We start from the raw sequence: 26,378 nt of genomic DNA on the forward strand, positions 1-26,378 counted from the left end.
AGGTTCATCGCCCCGGCCGGCGTCCCACCCCTTCACCGGGGCGGGGCGCCGGCCGGCGGCGTATCGCGGTGCCGGCGTCGTGACGGGAGCGCCGGATCCCGTGATCGGGCAGGCCACATGACGGACCGTCGGCCGGCCCGGGGGCCCCGGGTCCGCACGCCGCCGGACACGCCGACGGGGCCGGTGCCGGCGGGCCCGGGAGGCCCGTGGGCACCGGCCCCGCGGTGGAGGGGTCGGGCGTTCGGTGAGGGGGGATCAGGCGCGGATCGGGACCACGGCCACCGGGCACAGGCCGTGCTGGAGCACCGCGTTGGCGACCGAGCCCATCATCAGGGAGTTCGCGCGCAGCCAGCGGCGGTGCCGGCCGACGACCACCAGCTCGGCGTCACGGGAGGCTGTGACCAGCCGACCGGCGGGGTCGCCGGGGGCCACCACGCACTCGACGGTCACGTCCGGGTAGCCCCGGGTCATGAACCGCTGGAGGCGGGTGCGCTGGTTCTCGGCGAGGTCGCGGGCCGCGTCCGGGGCCTCGGGGCCCGCGCCGGGCGGGAAGCCGCCGCCGCGCTCGGCGACGAGGGAACCGACCAGGGTGAGCGCGGTCAGCGGCACCAGGTGGGTGGAGACGACCTGGAGCACCGCGCCCCGGCGCCGGGCCTCGGCGAAGGCGAAGTCGATCACGTCGTCGGTGGTCTCGTCGGGGGCGAGCCCTAGCACCACGCGCCGTTCGGCCTTCGGGTCACGGTCGCCCTCGGCGTCCAGACGGGCCGCGTGCGGCACGACCACGACGGGGCACGGGGCCTGGATCGCGCACACCCGGCTGTTGGAGCCGAGCAGCAGGGCGGCGAACCCGCCGAGCCCGCGCGAGCCCATGACCAGCAGTTGCGCGTCGGCGCCCAGCTCCGAGAGGGTGGCGGCGGGGCTGCCGTCCCGGGAGACGTAGGTGATCTCCGGCAGGTCCTCGCGACCGGCGAGCCGGGAGCGGACCAGGCCGAGGACCGGGTCGGAGTCCGGGACCGGGGGCGGCACCAGCGCCTCGCGCGGGGCCATCACCCGGGGATGCTCGGGCCGCACGTGCACCACGTGCACGCCGACCCCGCGTTCGCGGGCCGTGTCCAGGGCCCAGTCGAGGGTCTTGAGACTGTGCTCCGAGCCGTCCACCGCGGCCAGGACCGGATTGGTGTTCATGCCTCCAGCCTCACCCCACCGGACCGGCCCCGACAGGGGTCGAAGGTCCCCCCGGGTCCCGGGTGGTCCCGAGCTCACTTCATCCGGTAGCTGACCTTCTCGGCGAGCTTGCCGTCGGCGAAGCAGAAGCGGTAGACGGTCTCGGCCGTACCCTCGCTGTCGAGGTCGGCCGTGTACCAGGAGCAGGTGGAGCCGGCGGGCTGGGCCGGGCCGTCCTGCTTGAACGCCTCCTTCATGAAGCTGTCGCCGGAGGGCAGCTTGGCGCGGACCTCGGACTCGGTCTGGCCGACCCGGGCCGCCTCGTACACCTTGGGGTCGATCATCACCTTGTCCATGCTGTCCATCAGCTTCCCGAAGCCGAGGACGGCCGCGATCGCCGCCGCGACACCCAGCACCAGCATGACGCCGCAGCCGATCAGACAACCCTTGCGCGCAGCCACTTCTCTTCTTCCTCCCACGCGAGCCGTACGGGCCGGTCGGCCCGTCGTGCTTCGACTCTCGTCGATCGGGGGGTGACGGCGCTGTCCTCGAAAGTCGCGTCAGGTCGCTACCAAGGTCGTTCGTGGTCGGACCGGGCCATCCCGGTATACAGGGGGTGAGCCCGACTGTTGGGACACGGAGAGAGGAAACCCCCTGTGACCACACGTACCGAACCCTTGATCGTCGTCGGAGTCGACGGCTCCCAGCACTCCCGCCAGGCCCTGCGCTGGGCCGTCGAGCACGCCCGCTCGCTCGGTGGTCGGGTGCACGCCGTGGTGGGCTGGGAGTGGAACCGCAACCCCTTCGCCCTGGGCGCGGCCGCCGACCGGACCTCCGCGAACGAGTTGGTGACGATAGAGGACGCGGCCGGGCAGCGGCTGGCCGAGACCGTGGAGGAGACCCTCGGGGCGGAGCCCGGGGTGCGGGTGTGCCGGCGGGTGTTGCAGGGGCCCGCGGCGCAGGTGTTGATCGAGGCGGCGCGGGACGCGGAGGTGCTGGTGGTGGGCACGCGCGGGTACGGCGGCATCAAGGGCGCGTTGTTGGGCTCGGTGAGCCAGCAGGTGGTGCAGTACGCGCCGTGCTCGGTGGTCGTGGTCCGCGACCGGGCGGAGCGGGCCGCCGCCTGACCCGCCCGACCCCCGTGCGCGCGGCGCGCACGGGGGTCGGGCGGGTGTTCAGGCCAGGTCGGAGGGGTCGGTGTTGGCGCCGCAGAGGACGACGACCACGTTCTCGCCCGGCGCCCGCGGCAGGGCCCGCAGTCCGGCGAGGGCGGCGGCGGCCCCGTTCTCGACCACGATCCGGTGTTCGTCCCACAGGTCGCGGCGGGCGGCGACGATGGCCTCGTCGGTGACCAACAGGGCGGTCACGTCCGGGTGTCGGGCCGCGTCCAGGGCGTCCTGGGAGACCTTGAAGGCGCCGAGGGAGTCGGCGGCGACCCCGCTCACGGCGGTGGGGGTGGGCACGCCGGCGGCCAGCGAGGTGCCGAGGCTGGGGCAGTTCTCGGGTTCCACGGCGATCACGCGGATGCCGTGCTCGCGGGCGGCGGTGGCCACCCCCGCGAAGAGTCCGCCGCCGCCGACGGCGACCACGAGGGCGTCCACCTCGGGCAGGGCCGCGCGGATCTCGTCCACGAGGGTGCCGGCGCCGGCGGCGACGAGCGGGTGGTCGTAGGCGTGGGCGGCCAGGGCGCCGGATTCGGCGGCGAATGCCTGGCAGGCGGCGAGGGCCTCGGGGTACTGGGCGCCGACCACCCGCACCTCGGCCCCGTAGGACCGCAGGCGTTCCCGCTTCACCTCGGGGGAGGACTCGGGCACGAAGACGGTGGCGCGGACGCCGAGGTCGCGGGCGGCCCAGGCGCAGGCCGTGCCGGCGTTGCCGCCGGAGGCGATGGTGACCCCGGCCTCGGGCACGAGTCCGGCCTCGTGATGGGCGCGCAGGAAGTTGCGCAGGCCCTGGGCCTTGAAGCTGCCGGTGTGCTGGTGCAGTTCGAGGGCGTACCAGAGGCCGTCGCCGGCGGACACGACGGAGACGGGGCGGATCGCGCCGGCGTTGCGGCGGGCGGCGGCGCGGACGGTCTCGGCGTCGAGGGTCGCGGCCAGGACGGGGGCGGCGGGCCGGTCGGTGGTGCGGATGTCGCTCACGGCGGTTCGTGCTCCTTCGCGGACGGGTCGGTCGGGTACGGGTACTGCCGGGCAGGGCTCAGGGGCGCGGGGCGGGCGTGGCTCCGTGCGGGCGGCCGGCCTCGGCGATCAGGGCGCGCAGGGCGTCGCGGTACACGTCGGGGTCGGTGAGTCGGGGCAGGTAGGCCCCGAGGTCGGCGGTGAGGGCCGGGAAGCGTTCCGGGTCGAGGCCGGCGAGGACGGCGCGGGAGGTCTCGCGGGCGCGGGCCGGGTCGCGGTGGTCGACGAAGGCGGCGCTGCCGAGGGTGAGGAGGTACATGCGGCGGTAGCAGGCCATGGCCTCGGCGGGGCTCATGCCGAGGGCGAGGCTTTCGGCGAGGGCGGGTTCGACGAGGCGTTCCAGGAGGCGCAGGCCCATCCAGGGGCGGCCGCCGCGCAGGGCGAGCAGGCCGGCGTGGTCGGCGAGCAGGTCGTGCAGGGCGGTGAAGCGGGCCTCGGCGGCCTCGGCCCAAGGGGTGCCGGGCGGGATCTCGGGGAGGCGTTCGGCGAGTTGCTCCACGCACAGGTCGAGCAGGCCGTCGACGTCCCCGCAGCGGCGTTGGACGGTGGCGTGGGAGACGCCGAGGCGGGCGGCGACAACCCGGAAGCTGAGTCGGTGGGGGCCTTCCTCGTCGATGACGCGCAGGGCGGTCTCGGCGATGAGCGCGGGGGTGGCGCGGTCGGTGGCGGGGGAGCTGCGCGGCATGCGATACACCGTATCAGCCGGTGTATCGGATCTGCCGGGTCCGCGTCGGGCGTCTCGAACTCCGGGACGGACCCGCCGCCCGACCCGCCGCCCGACCCGCCGTCCGGCCCACCGCCCGTCACCCGCACGGACGCTCGTACCGCCACCCGTCGTGGTGATTGTCGGCTGATGGGACGGGTGGCGCGTTGACCCTGTGTGACGGGGCGGGTGCACTGGGGACGCCCGCGCGTTCAGCGGCCGCACCGACGGCCGGCGCGAGCGTTCGCCGGGCACCGGGGGTGTCGGCCGGACCGCACGAGCCGGCCCGCACCCCCGGCGCCCCGTACCGGCGCCGCACCCCGGGCCGGGCGGGCGGGGAGCGCGCGCACCGGCGGCCCGGACGACGCCACGCGCACCTCCCCCACGCCAAGGAGTCCCGCCGTGTCGCCTCGTCCGCGCCGCCCACGCGCGCTCGTCGGCCTGCTCAGCGCCGCCGCGCTCGCCGCCGGCCTGCTGCCCGCCGCCCCGGCCCTCGCCGAACCCACGGCCACCTCGGACCTCCCGCTGGCCCTGCGCCCGCCGCAGGGGTGGAACAACTGGGCGCACTACATGTGCGAGATCGACGAGGCCACCGTCGTCGCCAACGCCGACGCCCTGGTCTCCACCGGGCTCGCGGCCAAGGGCTACGACACCGTCACCGTCGACGACTGTTGGACCACCAAGAGCCGCGACGCGAACGGGGACCTCGTCACCGACGGCGCGAAGTTCCCGCGCGGCATGGCCTGGCTGGGCCGGTACCTGCACGGCAAGGGGCTGAGGTTCGGCATCTACCAGGACGCCGGGCACCTGACCTGCGAGCGCTACCCCGGCAGCGGCACCCCGGTGGGCGGCGGTCCCGACAACTTCGACCGCGACGCCCGGCTGTTCGCCTCCTGGGAGGTGGACTACGTGAAGATGGACGGCTGCAACGTGTGGGTGCCGCCGGGGCAGACCAAGGAGCAGGCGTACCGGGACGCGTACACGAAGGTCGCGCGGGCCCTGAAGGCCACCGGCCGGCCGATGGTGCTCTCCGCGTCCGCCCCCGCCTACTTCCAGGCCGGGGAGTACGGCGGGCCCGACTGGCACAAGGTGATCGGCTGGGTCCGCGAGACCGGTCAACTGTGGCGCGAGGGCCGCGACATCAAGGTGTACGCGCCGAAGGCCCCCGACACCTCCCGCTGGGCCTCGGTCCTCGGCAACTACGGCTACAACCGCTGGCTCGCCCGCCACTCCGGTCCCGGCAACTGGAACGACCCCGACTTCCTGCTGGCCGGCGCGCCCGGGCTGACCGAGGAGGAGGGCCGCAGCCAGGTGGCGCTGTGGGCCATGATGGCGGCCCCGTTCATCCTCTCCTCCGACGTGACGAAGCTGAGCGCGGCGGGGCTGGCCGCCCTGAAGAACGACGATCTGCTGGCCCTGGACCAGGACCCCCTGGGCCGGCAGGCCGCGGTGATCTCCTCCGACGGCACCCTCGACGTGCTGGCCCGGCCGCTGTCCGGCGGGGAGCGGGCGGTGGCCGTGCTCAACCGGTCGAACTCGGCGAAGGAGGTCGGCGTGCCGCTGACCGACATCGGGCTGTCGGGGTGCGCGGTCGCCGCGAAGGACCTGTGGACGGGGGCCACGACCCGGGTGGAGACCCGGCTGAGCGCGAAGGTCCCGGCCCACGGCACGGCGGTGTGGCGCCTGACCGGGCTCAACTGCGGGAAGGCCGTGCCCACCGGGCAGATCGTGGGCGCGGGCGTGACCTGCGTGGACGGCCGGCACCCGGGCGAGGCGGGCACGGCCGCGATGAGCGCGTGCGCGGGCACCTCCGACCAGCGGTGGCAGGTCCGCGCCGACGGCAGCCTGCGGCTGCTCGGATCCTGCCTGACGGCGGGCGAGGCCGGCGCGGTGACCCTGGCGGCCTGCGCGCCGGGCCTGCCGGGGCAGCGGTGGACGTACCGGCGTGACGGGGCGCTGGTGGAGCGGGTCGACGGGCGGTGCCTGGAGGCCCCCGCGCCGGTGAAGGCGCCGGCGGCGCCGGGCCCGTTGCGGCTGGTGCCCTGCGGGGACCACGTGACGGCGCAGACCTGGTCCCTCCCGGTCTGAGCCGCCGATGCCCACACGCGCGCACACCTCCCGCAGGTCCGTCCTCGCCCTGCTCGCGGCGGCCCTGCCGGGCCTGTTCGCGGCCGGGCCCGCGGCGGCCGAACCCGCCCCGCCGGGGCCGGGCGCCCCGGTGGGCCCCGGCGCTCCGATCGGGCCGCGCGGCGGCCGGCCGGGCGGCCGGAACCTCTTCGACGCGGAGCCGGCCCGCGCCGCGCTGCGCCGGCTGCTGCCCCGGCACGCCGCGCAGTTCGCCCTCACCGTCAGCCCGGACGGCCCGGCCGACGGGTACGCGATCGGCGGGGTCCGGGGCCGGATCACGGTGCGGGCCGCGACCGGCGCCGGGCTGCTGGCGGGGGTCGGGCACTACCTGCGCTCGGTGGCGGGGGTGGACATCGGCTGGCCCGGGGACAGCCTGGGCGCGCTGCCGAAGTTCCTGCCGCCGCCGGAGCGGCCGGTGGAGCGGACCGCCTTGGTGCCGCACCGCTACGCCCTCAACGACACCGACGCCGGGTACGCCGGGCCCTACCGTTCCTTCGCCGATCACGAACGCGAGATCGACCTGCTGGCCCTGCACGGGATCAACGAGGTGTTCGTGCAGGTCGGCTCCGAACTCCCGCTGTACCGGGCGCTGCGGGGCTTCGGGTACGCGGACGAGGAGCTGCTGGCCTGGATCCCGACGCCGGGCCGGCAGAGCTGGTGGCTGTTGCAGAACCTGAGCGGTTTCGGCGGGCCGGTGACGGAGCGGTTGATGACGGAGCGGGCCGCGGTGGGCCGGCGGGTCGCCGACCGGCTGCGGGAGCTGGGCATGACCCCCGTGCTGCCGGGCTGGTTCGGGACCGTGCCACCCCGGTTCGCCGCCCTCAACCCGGGCAACACGGTGGTCCCGCAGGGCGATTGGGCCGGGTTCGCCCGGCCGGACTGGCTGGACCCCACCTCCCCGGCCTTCGCCCCGCTGGCCGCCGCGTACTACGCGGAGCAGCGGGAGCTGTTCGGGGACAGCGGCATGTACCGGATGAGTCCGCTGCACGAGGGCGGCCGGGTGGGCTCCGTGGACGTGACGGCGGCGGCCCGGGCCGTGCAGCGGGCCCTGGACGACGCGCACCCGGGCGCGCTGTGGGCGGTGCTGGGCTGGGAGGACGATCCGAGCCCGGCCCTGCTCGCGGGGGTGGACACCGAGCGGCTGCTGATCCTGGACGGGCTGGCCGACCGCTACGACGGGCTGGACCGGGAACGGGAGTGGGGCGGCGCCCCGTACGCCTTCGGGTCGATCGTGAACTTCGGCGGGCACACCACCCTCGGCGCGAACACCGGGGTGTGGACCTCCCGGTTCCCGGCCTGGGCCCGCTCCCCCGGGCTGCGCGGCATCGCGTGGCTGCCGGAGGCCGGCGGCACCGACCCGGCGGCCTTCGCCCTGTTCACCGAGTTGGCGTGGACCCGGGAGGTGGACGGGCCGGGCTGGTTCGCGGCCTGGGCCGACCGCCGCTACGGCGGGCCGGACCCGCACGCGCGGGCGGCGTGGGAGGCCCTGCGCACGGGCCCGTACGGGACGCCCTCGGGCACCTGGTCGGAGACCCAGGAGGGGCTGTTCACGGCCCGGCCCTCGCTGACGGCGGCGAAGGCCGCGTACTGGAGCCCGACGGCGATGCGCTACCGGCCGGAGACGGTGCGGCGGGCCCTGGACGAGCTGCTGCGGGTGGCGCCGGCGCTGCGCGGGAGTTCGGCGTACCGCTTCGACCTGGTCAACACGGCCCGGCAGGTGCTCGCCGACCACTCGCGGGTGCTGCTGCCCCGGATCCGGGCCGCGTACGAGGCGAAGGACGCGGGCGCCCTGCGGGCCGCGATCGAGCGCTGGCAGGAGGCGGAGCGGCTGTTGGAGGCGGTGGTGGAGACCGAGCCCGCGTTCTCGTTCGGGGCGTGGACGGCGGCGGCCCGCGCCTGGGGGCACACGGAGGCCGAACGGGTCCGGTACGAGTACGACGTGCGCTCCCTGTTGACCGTGTGGGGTCCCGAACGGGGCTCGGAGCGGGGCCGGTTGCACGACTACGGCAACCGCGAGTGGGCCGGGCTGCTCGGCGAGTTCCACGCGCCGCGCTGGCGGGACTTCCTGGCCGGGCTGGAGGAGTCCCTGCGCACGGGCACCCCGCCGAAGGCCATCGCCTGGCACGCGCGGGAGGAGGCGTGGGCGCGGCGGCGGACCGAGCACCCGACGGGGCCGCGCGGGGACGCGTACGAGCGGGCGCGGGCGGTCGCGCGGGCGGTGGCGGCCGACCCGGGGCCCTGACCGGGCCGAACCCGAATCATCCGCGCACACGTGCGAGGTGTCCGTCGTTCGGGTGGCGCGGGGCCGGAGGACCGCTCGGGGCGGGCCGGTCCGGGTTCCCTGGTGCCGGGGGGGCGCCCCGCCCGCCCCGGCCGGTCCGACCCGGCCCGCCCTTCCCGTCGTCCCGTCAGGAGTGCCGTCGTGATGACCCCGTGTGAATCCCCCGCCGTCCCGCCGGTCGACGGGGCCGAGCCCCTGTCCGGTCGGTCGCCGTCCTGGCCCGGGGTGGTGGAACTGCGCAAGCGCGCGGGCGGCGACCTGCGCGCCCAGGCCGCCGCCCACGCCCGCCGCACGGCCACCCGCGCGGCCCTGATGCCGCGCCTCTAGAGCGGTCGTGACGCCAGGGCCCGCAGGTGGTCCCGCAGGGGCCCGGGCGGCCGGGGCGAGGGGGCCGGTGGGGCGCTTGCGCGAGTCCGCCGGTTGACGTGACGGGGCGCGAGGGTGCGGGGAGGATGGGGTGATGGATTCCTTCGGCGACGTGCCCGCCCCCTCGTCCGTTCCCCTGCCCGACGCCCTCGACCCCTACCCCGCCTCGCCCGCGTACGACGGTGGGTTCCTCGACGTGGGGGACGGGCAGCGGGTCGCGTGGGAGTGTTCGGGGAATCCGGCCGGGGTGCCGTTGTTGGTCGTGCACGGGGGGCCGGGGTCGGGTGGTGGGGTGGGGGCGCCGGCGCGGCCCGGGCCGTGCGATCCGGCGCGGTACCGGGTGATCCGTTTCGACCAGCGGGGCTGCGGGCTGAGCACCCCGCACGCCTCGGATCCGGGCACGGACCTGTCGGTGAACACCACGGGGCGGCTGGTGGCGGACATGGAGCGGCTGCGCGAGGAGACGGGGGTCCGACGGTGGGTGCTGTTCGGCGGGTCCTGGGGGTCGACGCTGATCCTGGCGTACGCGGTGCGGTATCCGGAGCGGGTGCGGGCGATCGTGCTGCACGGGGTGACCACCACCCGGCGTTCGGAGATCGACTGGTTGTACCGGGGGGTCGCGCGGTTCCGGCCGGAGGCGTGGGAGCGGTTCGTGGCGGCCTCGGGTCCGGCGGGGGCGGCGGCGGTCGCGGCGGGCGGGCATCCGGTGGCGGCGTACGCGGCGTTGGTCTCGGACCCGGATCCGCGGGTGCGGGAGCGGGCGGTGCGGGCGTGGTGCGCGTGGGAGGACGCGGTGTTGGCGGAGGAGACGGAGGCGGGCGGCGGGGTCGCGCCGACGGTGTACACGGACCGGGCGGTGCGGGACCGGGCGGCGTTCGTGCGGATCTGCGCCCACTACTTCGCGCACGGCGCCTGGCTGGAGGAGGGGGAACTGTTGCGGGACGCGGGGCGCTTGGCGGGGGTGCCGGGGGTGTTGACGCAGGGTCGGCGGGATCTGGCGGGGCCGCCGGACACGGCGTGGGCGCTGGCGCGGGCGTGGCCGGGCGCGGAGTTGCGGATGGTGGAGGGCGGCGGGCACCTGGCGACGGAGGAGTCGCGGCGGTGGGTGCGGGCGGCCCTGGACCGGTTCGCCGAGGCGCCCTGAGGCGGGGTGCCCCGGGGCGGGTCAGCCCTTCGTGACGTTGACGACGACGGAGTGCCAGCCGGTGGCGCCGTCGGGGACGGTGCCGACGCGGTCGCCGGTCTGGACGGCGCCGGTGCGGTCGATGGAGCGGGCCTCCAGGGTGTGGCCGCCGGGCGTGGCGTCCCACCACCAGACCCATTGGCGCCAGGTGTCCAGGCCGTCCTCGGCGCCGAGCTTGGCCCGCCGCCAGGGGCCGCCGTCGACCCTGACCTCCACGGCCTCGATCCCCCGGTGCTGGGCCCAGGCGACGCCGGCGACGGGGACCCGGCCGGGTTTGAGGTCGGCGAAGGGGCGGGGGGTGTCGATGCGGGTCTCGGTCTTGATCGGGCCGCGGGGGGACCAGGAACGTTTGACCCAGTAGGCGTCAAAGGCGTCGAAGGTGGTCAGGCGCAGTTCGCGGAGCCATTTGCAGGCCGAGACGTAGCCGTAGAGGCCGGGGACGACCATGCGGACGGGGAAGCCGTGCTCGAAGGGGAGCGGGGCGCCGTTCATGCCGACGGCGAGGAGGGCGTCGCGGCCGTCCATGACGGTCTCGACGGGGCTGCCGAGGGTCATGCCGTCGACGGAGCGGGCCACGAGCTGGTCGGCTCGTCCACCCTGCGAGGGGGGTTTCACCCCGGCCTCGCGCAGCAGGTCGGCGAGGGGCACGCCGAGCCAGCGGGCGTTGCCGATGTAGGGGCCGCCGACCTCGTTGGAGACGCAGGTGAGGGTGATGTCGCGTTCGACGAGGGGGCGGGCGAGGAGTTCGTCGAGGGTGAGGGTGAGGGGGCGGGTGACGCCGTCGCCGAGGATCGTCAGCCGCCAGGTGCGGGCGTCGACCTTGGGGACCACGAGGGCGGTGTCCACCCGGTAGAAGTCGCGGGCGGGGGTGGTGAAGGGGCCCACGCCGGGGATCCTCAGGTCGGCGCCGGCGGGGACGGGGCCGGCGGGCGAGGCGGGGGCGGGCAGGCGCAGGGTGTCGCGGGAGGCGATGGCGCCGCCCGCGTCGAGGGCGGACAGGCGCCGGCCGAGGAGGCCGCCGGCGGCGGAGACGAGGACGGTGGCGCCCAGGGCCCGGTGGAAGCCGCGCCGGTCCATGACCCAGGCGCCGGCGGGCCGGCCGTAGGGGGCGGGGCGGCGGAGCATCGTGGTCAGCAGGGCGAGGACGCCAGCGGCCACGGCGCCGGCGAGCAGGGAGGGCAGGGCGTCGGTGACGCCGGCCCCGGGTCGGCCGACGGCGATGCCGGCGCCGACCAGGCCGATCAGGGCGGCGAGGGCGATGCCGGGGCGGGGGCGGCGGACGGCGAGGAGCCCGGCGAGGGCGCCGACGGCGGCGAGGGCGAGGAGGATCCCGCCGAGGAGGACGGGTTTGTCGGCCGTGCCGAAGGTGCGCACCGCCCAGTCCTTGACCCCGATGGGGGTGGCGTCGATGAGGGCGCCGCCGACGGCGGTGATCGGTCCGGCCTGGGGGCGGATGGCGGGGGCGAGGAGTTCGCCCGCGCAGATGCCGGCGAAGGCGGCGGCGAGGCCGGCGAGCAGGGCGCGCCAACGGGTGCCGCGGGGGTTCGCGGCGCGTTGGCGGGCGGCTTCGGCCGCGTCGGCGCGGGCGTTCGCGCGTTCCGGGTCCGGGGTGTCGTCGTGCACTGTCTCGTTCTCCACATGAGGGGTTCGGAGCGAGCGGGCCGGCGGATGGGCTCGTGGGGCGGGGGGTTCCGGAGGGCCTGGGGACGATCATGTCCTAGGTCCGTCCGTTTCGGGACCTTCGCTGCGCATGTGGGCTACATAAAGCCGATAGCTTGTGAATGCATTCACAAGATCTTGACGGAGAAGATCTTGGCTACCGCGAAGGTGCATGTCATGGCCACTCTGCTCGACCGACCCACCAGCCCCATCAGCGCCGACGAGGTGTCGCGGCCCGCGGCGCTGGACGGCCGGGCGGCCCGCGCCACGCTCGCCGCCCTGCGCGTGCTCGTCGCCTGGACCTTCCTGTGGCCCTTCCTCGACAAGCTGTTCGGCCTCGGCTTCGCCACCAAGGCCGGCAAGTCGGTCCTCGACGGCGCCTCGCCCACCGCCGGCTTCCTCCTGCACGGAACCAAGGGTCCGTTCGCCCACAGCCTCGACTCGGTCGCCGGCGCCTGGTGGCTGGACCTGCTCTTCATGACCGGCCTGCTCGGCATCGGCCTGGCCTTCCTGCTCGGCATCGGCATGCGGATCGCCGCCGTCTCGAATGCCCTGATGATGGCCTTCATGTATCTGGTCAGCCTGTGGCCCGACACCAACCCGATCACCGACAGCCACTGGATGATCGCCCTGGCCGGCGCCGCCCTGGTCGTCACCCGCGCCGGCGACATGTACGGCTTCGGCAAGGTCTGGCGCCAGTCGCCCCTCGTCCGCCGCTTCCCGGTGCTCGCCTGATCCGCCCGCCCGCCCCCTCGCCCGACCGTCGCAATCCCGAACGGGCGTCCGAGCAGGGCACGTCGAAGCGCCCGTCCCGTGTGAAACGGGGCGGGCGCTTCGGTGTGTACGCACCCGCCCGGCCCCGCCGCCCCCCGTACATTGACCGGACACCCCGCCCGGCACCCGTTCCCCCGCCGGCGCGCGGGGACCGTCGCGTCCGAACCGGGAAGCGGGAGCCGGCACCGTGGAACTGACCAGCACCTCGTTCCTCGTCACCCTGATCGTGGTCACCGCCCTGGCGATGCTCGCCACGCTGCTGCTGTGGAACCGGCTGCCGCGCCCGGCCTGGCTGCGCTGGCCCGGACGCGTGGTCCTGCTCGTCCTGTGCCAGGCCGGCGCCATCGCCGCCGTCGCCACCTGGATCAACGGCGGCTACGGCCTGTACTCCTCCTGGGACGACCTGCTCGGCCGGAACGCCACGGACTCCTCCGTGATGACCGGCCCCCCGCCCGGCCGGGCCCGGTTCACCGCCGGCAGCGCGGGCACCGAGGGCACCTACTTCCGCGGGCCCCGCTCCCACCTCGCCGGTCAGGTCCTGGTCTGGACCCCGCCCGAGTACGACGCCCCCGGCGCCGACAAGACCCGCTTCCCCGTGCTGGTGCTGCTGCACGGCCACCCCGGCTCCCCGCAGTCCTGGATCGAGGCCGGCCAGATGCCGGGCGCCCTGCGCGAACTCGTCCAGCTCGGCGCCTCGCACCCCTTCATCCTCGTGATGCCCGAGATCTACCCCGGCGGGGTCAACACCGACTGCTCCGACCTGCCCGGCCGCAAGGTCGCCACCTGGCTCGCCGAGGACGTGCCGGCCCTGGTCGCCCGCGACTTCCGCACCCTGCCCGGCCCGCGCGGCTGGGGCCTGCTCGGCGTCTCCACCGGCGGCTACTGCGCCGCGAAACTGCCCCTGCAGTACCCCAAGGTCTTCGGCGCCGGCGCCGCCCTCGACCCCGACCCGCTCGCGGGCGACGCCGACGTGCTGCCCGACGCCGACGTCCGCACCCGCAACAGCCCGTTGTGGCTCGTGCGCCACACGAAGGCCGACGTGGCCCTCTTCCTCGCCACCTCCGCCCAGGACCGCGACAGCCCGCCCTACCGGCTGGAGCAGTTCGCCGAGGCCGCGGCCGGCACCGAGACCCGGGTGAAGACCCTGGTCCGGCCCACCGGCGGACACAACTTCCAGACCTGGGCCGGCATGTACCCGGAGGCCATCGGCTGGCTCTCCGCCGAACTCGCCGCCCCCACCACCGGCCCTCTCAAGCCTTCCTGACGGAGCGTCCGCTCAGGCCGCCGCCGAGCCCATCGGTCCCCACGGGTCCAGGGGCACCGCCCCGATCCGGTACCCGCGCTGGTCCAGCAGGTGCCCGCTGAGCTTCACCGGCCACAGGGTGATCGCCCGGTCCGTGATCGCGATCTGCGGGGCCCGCTCGGCCACCCGCGCCTCGAACCGGTGCGCGTCCTCCACCGACCGCACCCAGCCCACGATCAGCAGGTTGTCCCGCCCGGTCACCGCCGCGCACAGACGCACCTCGCGCATGCCCGTGATCGCCCCGGCCGCCTCCGTCAACGCCAACGGCGGGGCCTGCGCCCACAGCAGCGCCGCCACCGGCCACTCCGACAAGGGCCGCGCCACCTCGCAGCGGGCCTGGAGCCGGCCCGTGCCGAACAGCCGGTTCACCCGCCGCCGGATCGTGTCCGGGGCCGCGCCCAGCCGCTCGGCGAGCGCCGCGTACGAGACCCGCGCGTCCACCGACAGCTCGGTGCTGATCGCCCGGTCCAGCTCCCCCACCGTGCCCGGGGAGAACGACCGGGTCGCCGGGTGCGGGGCGCGCGCCGCCAGCCGGCGCACCTGCTCCTGGCTGAGCGAACGGAAGCGCCAGCGGCTGCCCTCGGCGTGGATGGTGCCCGCCAGGTGGGTCCGGCTCGCCACGATGTCGGGCATGGCGCCCAGCGTGAGCGTCACCCACCGCGACAGGGTCGGCAGATCCGCCGCGTGCACGGTCAACAGCAGGTCCCGCGCCCCCGTCACGTGCTCCACCGTCAGCACGAACGGCTGCGCCGCCAGCTCCTCCGCCGCCCGCAGCAGCCCGCCGTTGGCGCAGTCCACCTCGATGAACGCGATGCACCCGGCCCCGAACTCCACCATCGCCGGCCCCGGGTAGCACGTCACCCAGGCCGCACCGGCCTCGTGCAGCCGCTGCCAACGCCGGGCCACCGTGCCCGCGTCCACCCCGAGCACCGGGGCCAGCGCGCTCCACGGGGCCCGGGGCGAGATCTGCAGCGCGTGCACCAGGGCCTGGTCCAACGCGTCCAGCGTCAGCGAAGGCCCGGCCTGCGGCGTGACGGTGCGCGATTCCTGCACCCACTCCACCCCTCTGCGGTTTTCCGGCGTATTCACCGGTTCAAGCCGATTCCGCCCCCAGTGTGACACCCAGATCACCCGGATTGCCCCGGTCTTTGGGCCTTCCCTTGCTCTGCTCCCCCTTTCCCTTCACATGTCAGGAGGTGTCCGCATCATGTCGATCGCGGAACGTGCCGTGGAACTCCAGGACGAGCTGGTCCGGCTCCGTCGGGAACTGCACGAGGAGCCCGAGCTGGGCCTGGAGCTGCCCCGCACCCAGGAGAAGGTGCTGCGCGCCCTCGACGGGCTGCCGCTGGAGATCACCCTCGGCAAGAAGCTGAACTCCGTCACCGCCGTACTGCGCGGCTCCCTCCCCGGCGGCGCCGTGCTGCTGCGCGGGGACATGGACGCCCTGCCCGTCCGCGAGGACAGCGGCGAGTCCTTCGCCTCGAAGATCGACGGCCGGATGCACGGCTGCGGCCACGACCTGCACACCGCCGGTCTCGTCGGCGCCGCCCACCTGCTCGCCGAACGCCGCGAGAGCCTCCACGGCGACGTGGTCCTCATGTTCCAGCCCGGCGAGGAGGGCTTCAACGGCGCCGGCGCCATGATCGAGGAGGGCGTGCTCGACGCGGCCGGCAAGAAGCTCGACGCCGCCTACGCCCTCCACGTCACCAGCAGCATGCTGCCCTCCGGCATGATCACCGGCCGCCCCGGCCCCGCCATGGCCGCCTCCGACGCCTTCAGCGTGAAGCTGACCGGGCGCGGCGGGCACGGCTCGGCCCCGCACTCCGCGAAGGACCCGGTGCCGGCGATCTGCGAGATGGTCACCGCCATCCAGGCGTACGTGACCCGCACCTTCGACATCTTCGACCCGGTGGTCGTCACGGTGGGCACCCTGCACGCGGGCACCCAGGAGAACGTGATCCCCGAGCACGCCGAGTTCCGCGCCACCGTGCGGTCCTACTCCGCGAAGAACCAGGAGCGGCTGCTCACCGACCTGCCCCGGCTGGCCAAGGGCATCGCCTCGGCGCACGGCCTGGACGTGGAGGCCCACTACCAGGTCCTCTACCCGGTCACGATCAACGACCACGACGAGACCCACTTCATGATGCGGGCCGCCGGCGAGCTGTTCGGCGACGAGGTGCCGGTCATGCCGCAGCCGCTGAGCGGTTCGGAGGACTTCTCCCTGGTGCTGCGCGAGGCGCCCGGCGCCATGCTGTTCGTCGGCGCCACCCCGCCCGACCTGGACCCGACGAGCGCGCCGATGAACCACTCGCCGCAGTGCCGGTTCGACGACGCGGTGCTGCACCGGCAGGCCGCCCTGCTCGCCGACGTGGCCGTCAAGCGACTCTCGGCGACCGCGCCGCCGATCGCGGACTGAGGGGGAGGGCGCACGTGAACACCACCTCCGACCCGACCTCCGCCCCCGCGGGGGCCCAGGACACCCCGGCGGGCGGCGCGAAACTCGGCGCCGTGGTCGGCCTGCTCGTCTTCTTCGAGCTGACCAGCGGCATCCTCCAGGGCAGTGTGCTGCCCCTGATCCCGGGCATCCGCGACGACCTGTCGATCTCGACCGGCAACGCGCTGTGGATCACCGCCACCCAGTTCCTGTTCGCCGCCGTGTGCGTCCCCGTCTTCGGCCGGCTCGGCGACCTGTACGGGCACCGGCGGATGCTGCGGATCTCGTTGGTCTCCATCGCGGTCGGCTGCGTGCTGTGCGCCCTCGCCCCGAACCTGACCGTCTTCCTCCTCGGCCGCGCCCTGCTCGGCCCGCTGGCCGCGCTGCTGCCGTTGGAGATCGGACTGGTCCGGGACCGGCTCGGGGTGGCCGAGGGGCGTCGGGCGGTCAGCTGGCTGGTGGGTGCGCTCACCCTCGGCTCGGTGCTGGGCACCGCCGCGACCGGGCCGCTGCACTCGGCGCTGGGCGGCGATGTCCGCTCCACCCTGTGGGTGCTGGCCGTGATCGCGGTGGGCTGCGCGCTGCTGTCCTTCTTCCCCCGCATCCCCGAGACGCGGGTGCTGGCCCCGGGCCGGATGGACTGGACGGGTTCGGCGCTGCTCGGGCTCGGCCTGGTCTCGCTGCTGGGGATCTGCTCCCAGGGCAACAGCCTGGGCTGGAACTCGCCGGTGGTGCTCGGCGGGCTGGTGCTGGCCGTGACCATGCTGACGGCGTGGGTGCGGGTCTCGCTGCGCAACCCGAACGCGCTGGTGGACGTGCGGGCCATGGCGAACCGGGCGGTGGCCCCGCACTACGTGTCCGGGTTCGTGCTCGGCGCGACCCTGCTGGGCGGGCAGGCCGTGGCCGTGGCCTTCCTGGACGCGCGGCCGGAGGCGGCCGGGTACGGGTTCGGGCTGGCCGCGTGGGAGATCAGCCTGTGGATGGCGGTGCCGATGGTGCTGGCCTTCGCGACCGCCTCCACCTCCTCCTCCGTGGCCCGGATCATGGGCTACCGCAACATGCTGGTGCTGGCGTTCTCGCTGATCGCGGGCGGCTTCGGGATCCAGATCGCGGGCACCGGCACGGTGGGCCTGTGGGCCACCGGGTACGCGGTGGCCGGCGCGGGCTTCGGCCTGGCGCTGGGCGGGCTGCCCACGGTGATCGTGGAGGCCAGCGCCCGGGACCGGGCGGCGAGCGCGACCGCGATCTACAACAACCTCAAGACGGTCGGCGGCAGTGTCGCCGGCGCCGCCTCGGCCACCCTGTTCGCGACCTTCCTGGTGGCGGGCACGCAGATCCCGGCGCTCACCTCGTACCTGATCATCTGGGGGTTCTGCGCGGCGCTGGGCCTGGTGTCGGTGGTGTTGACCCGCAGGTCGAACACCGGCCGCTGAGTCCCTTCGTCCCGCGAGCCCGCACGGCGCGGTCGGCCCCTTCCCGGGGTCGGCCGCGCCGTGCGCGTTCCCCGTTCAGCGCCCCTTGCCCAGCCGGACCGGCAGGGCGCGGACCCCGTTGCCGATGAAGCTGGGCTGGGGCACGAGGTCCGCCTCGGCGACCGCGAGGTCGAGGTCGGGGAAGCGGGTGAAGAGGGCTTCGAGGGCGGTGACGGCCTCCAGTCGGGCCAGGGGTGCGCCGAGGCAGAAGTGGGCGCCGTGCCCGAAGGAGAGGTGGCGGGGGCCCTCGGGGCGGGTGAGGTCGAAGCGGTCGGCGTCGGGGCCGTGGGCGGCCGGGTCGCGGCCGGCGGCGGTGTACCCGGCGAGGACGGGGGTGCCGGCGGGGATGAGCCGGCCGTCGAGTTCGAGGTCGCGGGTGGGGTAGCGGAACGGAAACCAGCTGACGGGTCCGTCCAGGCGCAGGGTCTCCTCGACCACCGCGTCCCAGCCCGCCTCGCCGGCGCGGACGAGGGCGAGCTGCGCGGGGTGGGCGCGCAGCAACCGGACGGCGTTCACGATCAGGTTCATGGTGGTCTCGTGGCCGGCCACGAGCATCAGCCTCATGGTGCCGATGAGTTCGGCCTCGGTGAGCCGGTCGCCGTCGTGTTCGCGGGCGGCGATGAGGGCGCTGGTGAGGTCCTCGCCGGGGGCGGCGCGGCGGGTCGCGGCGATGGTGCCCATGAGGGCGACGAGTTCGCGGACGGCGGCCATGGCCTCGGCCGGGGTGGTGTCGGTGGCGACGATCACCGTGTGGGACAGCTCGTGCAGCCGGCCCCGGTGTTCGGGGTCCACGCCGAGCAGTTCGCAGATCACGCCCATGGGCAGCGGGAGGGCGAAGCCGGCGTGCAGGTCGACGACGCCGTCCTCGGCGCGGTCGGCCTCCTCGGCGAGCGCGTCGAGGAGTTGGTGGGTGAGTTCGCGCACCCGGGGCCGCAGGCGTTCGACCTGGCGGGCGGAGAAGGCGTTGCCGACCAGGGCGCGCAGCCGGCGGTGGTCGGGGCCGTCGGCGGTGTGCATGCCCTGGGCGTCGGCGAACACGCGCAGCGGCCAGTCCTTGGGGACGGTGCCGTCGTGCAGGACGGGGCAGTGGCGGGAGTCCTTGGCCACGTGCGGGTGGGCGAGGAGGGTGCGCAGGGCCTCGTGGCCGAGGACGGCGACGGCGGGCACGCCGCCGGGCAGGACCACGTCGGCCACGGGTCCGTGCTCGCGCAGCAGGCGGGCGTTGAGCTCGTGCGGGCGGCCGCCCCGCGGGTCGACGACGTGCGGGGCGGGTTCGGGGCTGGTCACGCCGGTACTCCTGGGGTCGCGGGCGCTGTCGTGGCCAACACTGCGGGGCGCGGGGCCCGTTGTTCAAGGGTTCGGCGGGGTCAGTGGCCCTCGACCACGGGTCGGCGGCGTTCGACGAGGGCCTCGAAGCCGTCGAGGACGCAGGTCAGGCCGAAGGTCCAGGCGTGTTCGGCGCCGTAGGCGGAGCCGTGGGCCTCGCCGGCGGCGCGGCCGACGCGTTCGGAGATCGGGTGGGCGCCGGGGGGCACGAGGCGGGCGAGGACGGGGGCGACGGCGGCCCACCACTGCGCGTCGGTGACGGGGGCGGCGCGGCGTTCGGCCTCGACGCGCAGTTCGGTGCCGACGGTGCGTTCGACGAAGCCGAGGAGGTGGGCGAGGGCGGCGTCCTGTTCGACGTCGGTCAGGCCCAGGTCCTCGAAGGCGGCGAGTTCGTGTTCGTAGGCGGCCATGACCCCGGGGCCGAGCGGGGGGCGGGTGAGGCCGAGGCCGGCGATCCAGGGGTGGGCGCGGAGCAGGGCGCGGCGTTCCTCGGCGACGGCGGTGACGCGGGCGCGCCAGGGGGTGTCGGGGTCCTGGGGGGTGCGGTCGGCGGTGCGCAGGGTGCGGTCGAGGAGGAGGTCGACGAGGTCGGCCTTGCCGGGGACGTAGGTGTAGAGGGTCATGGGGGTGACGCCGAGGCGGCCGGCGAGGGCGCGCATGGTGAGGGCGTCGATGCCGTCGGTGTCGGCGAGGGCGAGGGCGGCGTCGAGGACCTCGTCGAGGGTGAAGCGGCGGCCGGGGCCGCGGGCGGCGCGGGGGGCGGGGGCTCCGGGGTCGCGCCAGAGCAGTTCCACGGTGTGAGCGGGATCTCCGCCGTTCTTCTCCGGGCCGGTGACCACGGGTTTCTCCTCGTCTCGGGGTCGCGTCCGGCGACCGTCGCAATAAATTCCGTACGCAGTAGACTGTACTACGTATACAATTCTCTTCCGCCCCCTCCCCGTCCACCCTGCTCCGAGGAGCCCCTTTGCGCATCACGTCGACCACGACCGCGCTGACCGTCGCCGATCCCGAGGTCTCCGCCGAGTTCCTCGTGCGCCACCTCGGCTTCACGGTGGCCATGGCCGCCGACGGATTCGTCTCGCTGACCCACCCCGACGGGCCCTCCGTCGTCTACCACCGCACGGGCCTGGAGGTGCTCCCCGCCGATCTGCGCGACCGCCCGGCCGACGGCGTGATCCTGGCCTTCACGGTGCCCGACCTGCCGGCCGCCGCCGAGCGCCTGGAGCGGGACGGGGTGGTGTTCACCCTGCCGCCGCGCGTGGAGCCCTGGGGCGAGCGGCTGCTGCTGATCACCGACCCGAACGGGGTGGTGATCGAACTGCTCGACTGGATCACCGAGGACTCCTCCCCCACCCCGGACTCCTTCGCGACGGCCGACCACGGGGTGGGGCAGGTCCCCGCCGACGACCACCAGGTGATCCGCGTCCGCGGCGCCCGGGAGAACAACCTCGCCGAGGTTTCGGTGGACATCCCCAAGCGCCGGCTGACGGTGTTCACCGGCGTGTCCGGCTCCGGCAAGTCCTCCCTGGTCTTCGGGACCATCGCGGCCGAGTCCCAGCGCCTGATCAACGAGACGTACACGGCCTTCGTGCAGTCCTTCATGCCGAACCTGAACCGGCCCGACGTGGACGGCCTGCACAACCTGAGCGCCGCGATCGTCGTGGACCAGGAGCGGATGGCGGCCAACTCCCGTTCCACCGTGGGCACCGCCACCGACGCCGCCACCATGCTGCGGATCGTCTTCAGCCGGCTGGGCACCCCGCACGCCGGCACCTCCTCGGCGTACAGCTTCAACACCCCCGAGGGCATGTGCCCGCGCTGCGAGGGCCTCGGGCACGTCTCCGAGATCGACGAGGACGCCCTCGTGGACCGCGAACTCTCCCTGGACCAGGGGGCGGTGCTGGTGCCCGGGTTCGCCGTCGGCACCTGGTACTGGCAGGTGGTGGTCGGCTCGGGCTTCTTCGACCCGGCGCTCCCGCTGAAGGAGTACACCGAGGCGCAGTGGCACGACCTGCTCCACAAGGAGACCACCAAGGTCAAGGTCGGCACCACCAACCTCACCTACGAGGGGATCCTGACCCGGGTGCGGCGCACGATCCTCGCCAAGGACCGCGACGCCCTCCAACCGCACCTGCGGGCCTTCGTGGACCGGGCCGTGGTCTTCGCCACGTGCCCCGACTGCGCCGGCGCCCGGCTCTCGCCGGCGGCCCTGGCCTCGCGGATCGACGGGCTGAACATCGCCGAGTGCTCGGCCCTCCAGATCGACGAACTCGCCCGCCGGCTGGAGGGCGTGAGCGACGCGCGGGTCGCCCCGCTCCTGACGGGCCTGCGCGAACTGCTGGACTCCCTCGTGGAGCTCGGCCTGGGCTACCTCAGCCTGGACCGGCCCGCCGGCACCCTCTCCGGCGGGGAGGCCCAGCGCGTCAAGACCGTCCGCCACCTCGGCTCGGCCCTCACCGACGTGACCTACGTCTTCGACGAGCCCACCACCGGCCTGCACCCGCACGACATCCAGCGGATGAACGGGCTGCTGCTGCGGCTGCGCGACAAGGGGAACACGGTCCTCGTGGTCGAGCACAAGCCCGAGGTCATCGCGATCGCCGACCACGTCGTGGACCTCGGCCCCGGCGCGGGCACCGCCGGCGGGCACGTCACCTACAGCGGCGACCTCGCCGGGCTGCGGGCCTCCGACACCCTCACCGGCCGGCACCTCGGCCACCGTGCCCACCCGCGCGCCGAGGTCCGCTCCCCGCGCGGACACCTGTCGATCAAGGAGGCGCGGCTGCACAACCTCAAGGACGTCAGCGTGGACGTGCCGCTGGGCGTGCTGACGGTGGTCACCGGGGTCGCGGGCTCCGGCAAGTCCTCCCTGATCCACGGCCACCTCGCCGGCCGCGAGGGGGTGGTGATCGCCGACCAGTCCCCCATCCGCGGCTCCCGCCGCTCCAACCCGGCCACCTACAGCGGGCTCCTGAACCCGATCCGCACCGCCTTCGCCAAGGCCAACGGCGTCAAGGCCGCCCTGTTCAGCGCCAACTCCGAGGGCGCCTGCGGCAGCTGCAACGGGCTCGGGCTGATCTGGACGGACCTGGCGATGACCGCCGGGGTGGCCTCGGTGTGCGAGGAGTGCGAGGGCCGGCGCTTCACCCCCCGGGTGCTGGAGTACCGGCTGCGCGGGAAGAACATCGCCGAGGTGCTGGACCTGCCGGTGGCCGAGGCCCTGGAGTTCTTCCCGACCGGGCAGGCCCACACGATCCTGAACCGGCTCGACGCGGTGGGCCTGTCCTACCTGCGGCTCGGCCAGCCCCTCAACACCCTCTCGGGCGGGGAGCGCCAGCGCCTCAAGCTCGCGATCAACATGGCGGAGAAGGAGTCCGTGTACATCCTCGACGAGCCGACCACCGGCCTGCACCTGGCCGACGTGGACAAGCTGCTGGCCCTGCTGGACCGGCTCGTGGACGCCGGGAACTCGGTGATCGTCATCGAGCACCACCAGGCCGTGATGGCGCACGCGGACTGGCTGATCGACGTGGGCCCCGGCGGCGGCCACGCGGGCGGCCGGGTCGTGTTCGAGGGCACCCCGGCCCGCCTGATCGCCGAGGCCGACACCCTCACCGCCCGCCACCTGCGCCGCTACGTGGGCGCGGAGGACTGACCGGCCCACCGGCGAGCGCGGCGGCGGGTCAGCCGAGCCGCAGCTCCGTGCCCGCCGGCGGCGGGGCGAAGAACCGGGCCACCCGCCCGGCGTCCACCTCCGCCAGGCTCGCCGGCGACCAGCGCGGGGAGCGGTCCTTGTCCACGACCTGCGCGCGGATCCCCTCCACCAGGTCCGGTTCGGTCAGCGCCGCCACCGACACCCCGTACTCCCGCTCCAGGGCCCGCTCCAGACGGTCCAGGCCGCGGGCCCGGCGCAGGGACTCCAGGGTGACCTTCAGTGCCACCGGGGAGCGGGTCAGCAGGGTGTCGGCGGCGGCCGCCGCCTCCGGGTCCCCGTGCGCCCGCAGCGCGGCCACGATCCCCTCGACGGTGTCCGCGTCGTGGCAGGCGTCGATCCACACGGCCCGTTCCTTGGCCTCCCGCGCCTCCCCCGCGTCCACCGGCCGCGCGTGCCGGGCCACGGCCTCGGCGGCGGGCAGCTCGGCGAGGTCGGCGCGGAGCGCGTCGAGTTCCCCGGCCGGCACGAGGTGGTCGGCGAGCCCGCAGCGGATCGCCTCGGCGGCGCCCACCGCGCGCCCGGTCAGCGCCAGGTGCGTGCCGAGCCCGCCCGGGGCCCGCCGGCCCAGCAGCCAGGTGCCTCCCACGTCGGGCACGAACCCGATCCCGGTCTCCGGCATCGCGATCCGGGAGCGTTCGGTGACGACCCGCACCGAGCCGTGCGCCGAGACCCCCACCCCGCCGCCCATCACGATGCCGTCCATCAGCGCCACGTACGGCTTGGGATAGCGGGCGATGTACGCGTTGAGCCGGTACTCGTCGGCCCAGAACGCCGCCGAGGCGCCCCCGCCGGCCTTCGCGTCGTCGTGGATGGCGCGGATGTCGCCGCCGGCGCACAGCCCGCGCTCCCCGGCCCCGTCGACCACCACGTGCGTCACCCGCGGATCCGACTCCCAGGCCCGCAGCGCCTCGGTGAGCGCCCGCACCATCGGGTGCGTCAACGCGTTCAGGGCCCGGGGCCGGTTCAGCGTGAGCCGCCCGGCCCGCCCCTCGACCCGTGCCGACACCTCGTCCATGAGCCCGCGCCCCGCTTCCGCCGTGACCGCCGCCGGCCCGCCGCGCCGACGGGCCCGCGATCACCGTACCCCGCCCGTCGCGCCTCTCGGCGGGCCCGCCAAGGCGGCCCTACGGTGACGGGCATGGCACGTGTGGTGATGATGCTGTCCGTCTCCCTGGACGGGTACATGGCCGGACCGAACGGCGAGATCGACTGGCACATGGTCGACGAGGAGACGCACGACCGGATCAACGCCCGGCTCGCGGCGTGCTCGGCGTTCCTCATGGGCCGGGTCTCGCAGGACATGATGGAGGAGTACTGGCCGACGGCCGACGCCGACCCGGACGCCGACCGGGTCACGGTCGAGTTCGCGGAGATCTGGCGCGAGAAGCCCAAGCACGTGTACTCCCGCACCCGCCCGCCGGGCCCCGGCCCCTGGAACAGCACCTGGCGCTCGCGCGTGGACCCGGCGGAGGTCCGCGCCCTCAAGGCGCGCTCCGAGGGGGACCTGGCCATCGGCGGCGCCGAACTCGCGGGCGAGTTCCTGCGCCTGGGCCTGCTCGACGCCTGCCTGCTCTACGTCAACCCGATCCTGCTCGGCGGCGGAAAGCCCCTGTTCCCGGCCCTGACCGGCCGGATCCCGCTGCGGACCTCGCCGGCGGTCACCCTCGGCAACGGGGTGGTGGAACTCCACCACGAGATCCTGCACCCCGACACCCCCGCGACCCGACACCCCTGATCCCGGGGCCGGTTGACCGCACGCACGGCCCGGGAGTTACGGTGCGGGGCGCGACCGCGCACGCGGTCCCCCACCGCGCCCCCGACCGCCCCAGGACCTCTCGTGACGCATTCGATCAGACCACCGCTCCCCGGTGACCCGGCGCGGATCGCCGGCCGGCGCGTGGTGGGCCGGCTCGGCGCCGGCGGCATGGGCACGGTGTACGCCGTGCTCGACGACGACGGCCGCCGGCTGGCCGTGAAGACGGTCCACCCCCAGTTCGCGGCCGACCCCGAGTTCCGGAGCCGGTTCCGGCGCGAGGTCGCGGTGCTGCGCCGGGTCTCCGGGCCCTGCCTGGTGCCGTTCGTGGACGCCGACCCCGACGCCGAGGTGCCGTGGCTGGTCACCGAATACGCGCCCGGCGAGACCCTCGACGGATGGCTCGCCGCCCACGGGCCGCTGACCGGGGCCCGGTTGGCGCTGTTCGCGGCGGGCACGGCGGCGGCGCTGGCGGCCGTGCACGCGGCCGGGGTGGTGCACCGGGACCTCAAGCCCGCCAACGTGATCCTCTCTCCCGAGGGCCCGCGCGTGCTGGACTTCGGCATCGCGCACGTCACCGGCGGCACCGCCGTGACCCGCACCGGGTTCACCACCGGCACCCCCGGCTGGATCAGCCCGGAGCAGTACCGCGACGGGCTGAGCACCGCCCGCGGGGACGTGTTCGCGTGGGGCGCCCTGATCGCGCACGCCGCGCACGGCCGGCCCGTCTTCGGGGTCGGCGCGCCCGACGCCGTCGCCTTCCGGGTGCTCGGCGGGGAACCGGACCTGGACGGGGTGCCGGCCGAACTGCGCGAGCTGGTCGCGGCCTGCCTGGCCAAGGACCCGGCCGACCGCCCCGACATGGCCGAGGCGGCCCGCCGCACCCTGACCCTCGCCGCGAACGCCGGCACCACCACCCTCCCGGTCCCGGGAAGCCACCCGACCGACCCGACCGACCACGAGGACGCCGTCCGCGACGCGACGCACACCGCCGACACCGAGGCCGGGGCGCGGCCCGCGACCGTCGTGGACTCCCCCGCCCCCGGCCCCGCCCCGGCGGTCGCCGCCTTCGCCGACCTGCCCACGGCCGGCTGGGCGATACCCGTGCCCGAGGACCCGGCCTGGACCGCCCCGCCCGCCGCCCCCGCGACACCCGCCCGCGCCGGCCGGAACCGGATCGCGCGGGTGCTCGTGGTCTGCGCGGTGCTGGGCGCGCTGATCGGCGGCGGCGCGGCCCTGCTGCCGGGCCTGTTCGGCCCCAAGGGAACGGACGGGAGCACGGACGGCGGCGCCGACCGGGCCCGGGGCCCGGCGTCCTCCGCGCCCGCCGCCCCCGGCCCCTCCGCCTCCGCCTCCGGCGGGAGCGGGACCCCGGGTCCGGCCCTGACGAAGACGACCGAGCACACGCTGGCGCCGTGGGAGGCCGGGCAGGAGCTCTCGGCCGGGATCACGGTGGCCTCGACCCGACCGGGGTCCTGCTGGACCACCGCCCTGCGCACCGCCCGCCCCGACGCCTGGCGGTGCGGCAGTGACAGCGAGATCCTCGATCCCTGTTTCTCCTCCTTCCCCGACGGCCTGCTGGAGAAGAACACCGCCGTCCTGTGCCTGGGCTCCGACCCGCGCTCGGTGGTCCGGCTCGACCTCACCGAACCGCTGCCCGCCGACTCCTTCCGACTGCCCGACGACGGCACCCCGACCGCGATCGTCGCCATCGAACTGGCCGACGGCACCACCTGCTCGAACGTGGTCGGCAAGTCCACGGACCTGGCCGCGAAACGCCTGGACTACCTCTGCGAGGGCGAGGGCAAGGTGTACGGCGGTCTCGACACGAGCAAGCCGGTGTGGACGGTGAACCACCAGGCCAAGGGCGCCGCCAGCGCCGTCACCACCCCCGTGCGCGCCGTCTACCGCTGAGCCCGCGTCAACCCGTCGCCGCGT

21 protein-coding genes are annotated in these 26,378 nt (G+C 75.2%); 12 read left to right on the forward strand and 9 right to left on the reverse strand.

The annotated features are described in order from the left end of the window. Positions 1–255: 255 nt before the first annotated feature. The gene (locus tag ACN20G_RS01730) at positions 256–1,185 is read right to left on the reverse strand and encodes a universal stress protein (RefSeq protein WP_424210907.1); all 930 of its coding nucleotides are present in this window, start codon (positions 1,183–1,185) and stop codon (positions 256–258) included. A gap of 74 nt (positions 1,186–1,259) precedes the next feature. Beyond that, positions 1,260–1,625, reverse strand: a complete 366-nt coding sequence (locus ACN20G_RS01735) for a hypothetical protein (protein ID WP_424210908.1) — start codon at positions 1,623–1,625, stop codon at positions 1,260–1,262. Positions 1,626–1,820: 195 nt separating this feature from the next. Here ACN20G_RS01735 and ACN20G_RS01740 point away from each other — a divergent pair, with 195 nt between their 5' ends. Next, positions 1,821–2,291: a universal stress protein gene (locus ACN20G_RS01740; protein ID WP_424210909.1), complete on the forward strand. Its 471-nt coding sequence runs from the start codon at positions 1,821–1,823 to the stop codon at positions 2,289–2,291. Between the two features lie 48 nt (positions 2,292–2,339). On the opposite strand, the gene ACN20G_RS01745 is transcribed toward ACN20G_RS01740, so the two are convergent. Both ACN20G_RS01745 and ACN20G_RS01750 read right to left on the reverse strand, forming a co-directional pair. Beyond that, positions 2,340–3,296 (reverse strand): serine/threonine dehydratase, encoded by a 957-nt coding sequence (locus ACN20G_RS01745; protein WP_424215328.1) that lies wholly within the window; start codon positions 3,294–3,296, stop codon positions 2,340–2,342. 67 nt (positions 3,297–3,363) lie between these two features. Further along, on the reverse strand, positions 3,364–4,029 hold the full coding sequence (locus ACN20G_RS01750) for a TetR/AcrR family transcriptional regulator (protein WP_424210910.1): 666 nt from the start codon (positions 4,027–4,029) through the stop codon (positions 3,364–3,366). Between the two features lie 420 nt (positions 4,030–4,449). On the opposite strand from ACN20G_RS01750, the gene ACN20G_RS01755 reads away from it, so the two are divergent. The 4 genes from ACN20G_RS01755 to ACN20G_RS01770 all read left to right on the forward strand — a co-directional run bounded on the left by ACN20G_RS01755 (position 4,450) and on the right by ACN20G_RS01770 (position 9,965). Then, positions 4,450–6,135, forward strand: a complete 1,686-nt coding sequence (locus ACN20G_RS01755) for a ricin-type beta-trefoil lectin domain protein (protein WP_424210911.1) — start codon at positions 4,450–4,452, stop codon at positions 6,133–6,135. 7 nt (positions 6,136–6,142) lie between these two features. Continuing rightward, a complete protein-coding gene (locus ACN20G_RS01760; protein ID WP_424210912.1) occupies positions 6,143–8,416 on the forward strand; it encodes an alpha-N-acetylglucosaminidase in 2,274 nt (757 codons plus the stop codon). Positions 8,417–8,599: 183 nt separating this feature from the next. Next, on the forward strand, positions 8,600–8,782 hold the full coding sequence (locus tag ACN20G_RS01765) for a hypothetical protein (RefSeq protein WP_424210913.1): 183 nt from the start codon (positions 8,600–8,602) through the stop codon (positions 8,780–8,782). A 133-nt stretch (positions 8,783–8,915) separates the two neighbouring features. After that, the gene (locus tag ACN20G_RS01770; protein ID WP_424210914.1) at positions 8,916–9,965 is read left to right on the forward strand and encodes an alpha/beta fold hydrolase; all 1,050 of its coding nucleotides are present in this window, start codon (positions 8,916–8,918) and stop codon (positions 9,963–9,965) included. A gap of 21 nt (positions 9,966–9,986) precedes the next feature. Here ACN20G_RS01770 and ACN20G_RS01775 read toward each other — a convergent pair whose 3' ends face one another. Continuing rightward, positions 9,987–11,522 carry a molybdopterin-dependent oxidoreductase gene (locus tag ACN20G_RS01775; protein WP_424215329.1) on the reverse strand — a complete coding sequence of 512 codons (1,536 nt, stop codon included), beginning with the start codon at positions 11,520–11,522 and terminating at the stop codon, positions 9,987–9,989. 318 nt (positions 11,523–11,840) lie between these two features. On the opposite strand from ACN20G_RS01775, the gene ACN20G_RS01780 reads away from it, so the two are divergent. Together ACN20G_RS01780 and ACN20G_RS01785 are read left to right on the forward strand one after the other, a co-directional pair. After that, positions 11,841–12,398 (forward strand): hypothetical protein, encoded by a 558-nt coding sequence (locus tag ACN20G_RS01780; RefSeq protein ID WP_424210915.1) that lies wholly within the window; start codon positions 11,841–11,843, stop codon positions 12,396–12,398. Positions 12,399–12,624: 226 nt separating this feature from the next. Continuing rightward, positions 12,625–13,701, forward strand: coding sequence for an alpha/beta hydrolase (locus ACN20G_RS01785; protein ID WP_424210916.1), 1,077 nt, complete (start codon positions 12,625–12,627; stop codon positions 13,699–13,701). 12 nt (positions 13,702–13,713) lie between these two features. Here ACN20G_RS01785 and ACN20G_RS01790 read toward each other — a convergent pair whose 3' ends face one another. After that, positions 13,714–14,793 (reverse strand): Lrp/AsnC family transcriptional regulator, encoded by a 1,080-nt coding sequence (locus ACN20G_RS01790; protein WP_424210917.1) that lies wholly within the window; start codon positions 14,791–14,793, stop codon positions 13,714–13,716. Between the two features lie 154 nt (positions 14,794–14,947). Between ACN20G_RS01790 and ACN20G_RS01795 the strand changes: the two genes are divergently transcribed. Further along, the gene (locus ACN20G_RS01795; RefSeq protein WP_424210918.1) at positions 14,948–16,156 is read left to right on the forward strand and encodes a M20 metallopeptidase family protein; all 1,209 of its coding nucleotides are present in this window, start codon (positions 14,948–14,950) and stop codon (positions 16,154–16,156) included. A gap of 14 nt (positions 16,157–16,170) precedes the next feature. Then, positions 16,171–17,607: an MFS transporter gene (locus tag ACN20G_RS01800; RefSeq protein ID WP_424210919.1), complete on the forward strand. Its 1,437-nt coding sequence runs from the start codon at positions 16,171–16,173 to the stop codon at positions 17,605–17,607. A gap of 75 nt (positions 17,608–17,682) precedes the next feature. Here the strand turns inward: ACN20G_RS01800 and ACN20G_RS01805 are convergent, their stop codons facing one another. Together ACN20G_RS01805 and ACN20G_RS01810 are read right to left on the reverse strand one after the other, a co-directional pair. Beyond that, entirely contained in the window at positions 17,683–18,933 is a 1,251-nt protein-coding gene (locus ACN20G_RS01805) for a cytochrome P450 family protein (RefSeq protein WP_424210920.1), read from the reverse strand. Positions 18,934–19,013: 80 nt separating this feature from the next. Next, positions 19,014–19,811 (reverse strand): TetR/AcrR family transcriptional regulator, encoded by a 798-nt coding sequence (locus tag ACN20G_RS01810; protein WP_424210921.1) that lies wholly within the window; start codon positions 19,809–19,811, stop codon positions 19,014–19,016. 125 nt (positions 19,812–19,936) lie between these two features. On the opposite strand from ACN20G_RS01810, the gene ACN20G_RS01815 reads away from it, so the two are divergent. Next, positions 19,937–22,627 carry an ATP-binding cassette domain-containing protein gene (locus ACN20G_RS01815; protein WP_424210922.1) on the forward strand — a complete coding sequence of 897 codons (2,691 nt, stop codon included), beginning with the start codon at positions 19,937–19,939 and terminating at the stop codon, positions 22,625–22,627. A 28-nt stretch (positions 22,628–22,655) separates the two neighbouring features. On the opposite strand, the gene ACN20G_RS01820 is transcribed toward ACN20G_RS01815, so the two are convergent. Beyond that, positions 22,656–23,702, reverse strand: a complete 1,047-nt coding sequence (locus ACN20G_RS01820; RefSeq protein ID WP_424210923.1) for an enoyl-CoA hydratase/isomerase family protein — start codon at positions 23,700–23,702, stop codon at positions 22,656–22,658. A 123-nt stretch (positions 23,703–23,825) separates the two neighbouring features. On the opposite strand from ACN20G_RS01820, the gene ACN20G_RS01825 reads away from it, so the two are divergent. Beyond that, positions 23,826–24,422, forward strand: a complete 597-nt coding sequence (locus tag ACN20G_RS01825) for a dihydrofolate reductase family protein (RefSeq protein WP_424210924.1) — start codon at positions 23,826–23,828, stop codon at positions 24,420–24,422. A 102-nt stretch (positions 24,423–24,524) separates the two neighbouring features. Next, positions 24,525–26,354, forward strand: a complete 1,830-nt coding sequence (locus tag ACN20G_RS01830; RefSeq protein ID WP_424210925.1) for a serine/threonine-protein kinase — start codon at positions 24,525–24,527, stop codon at positions 26,352–26,354. Positions 26,355–26,378 lie beyond the last annotated feature (24 nt).

The organism is Streptomyces dryopteridis, assembly GCF_049606955.1.
In the GTDB taxonomy this organism is placed as follows: Bacteria; Actinomycetota; Actinomycetes; order Streptomycetales; family Streptomycetaceae; genus Streptomyces.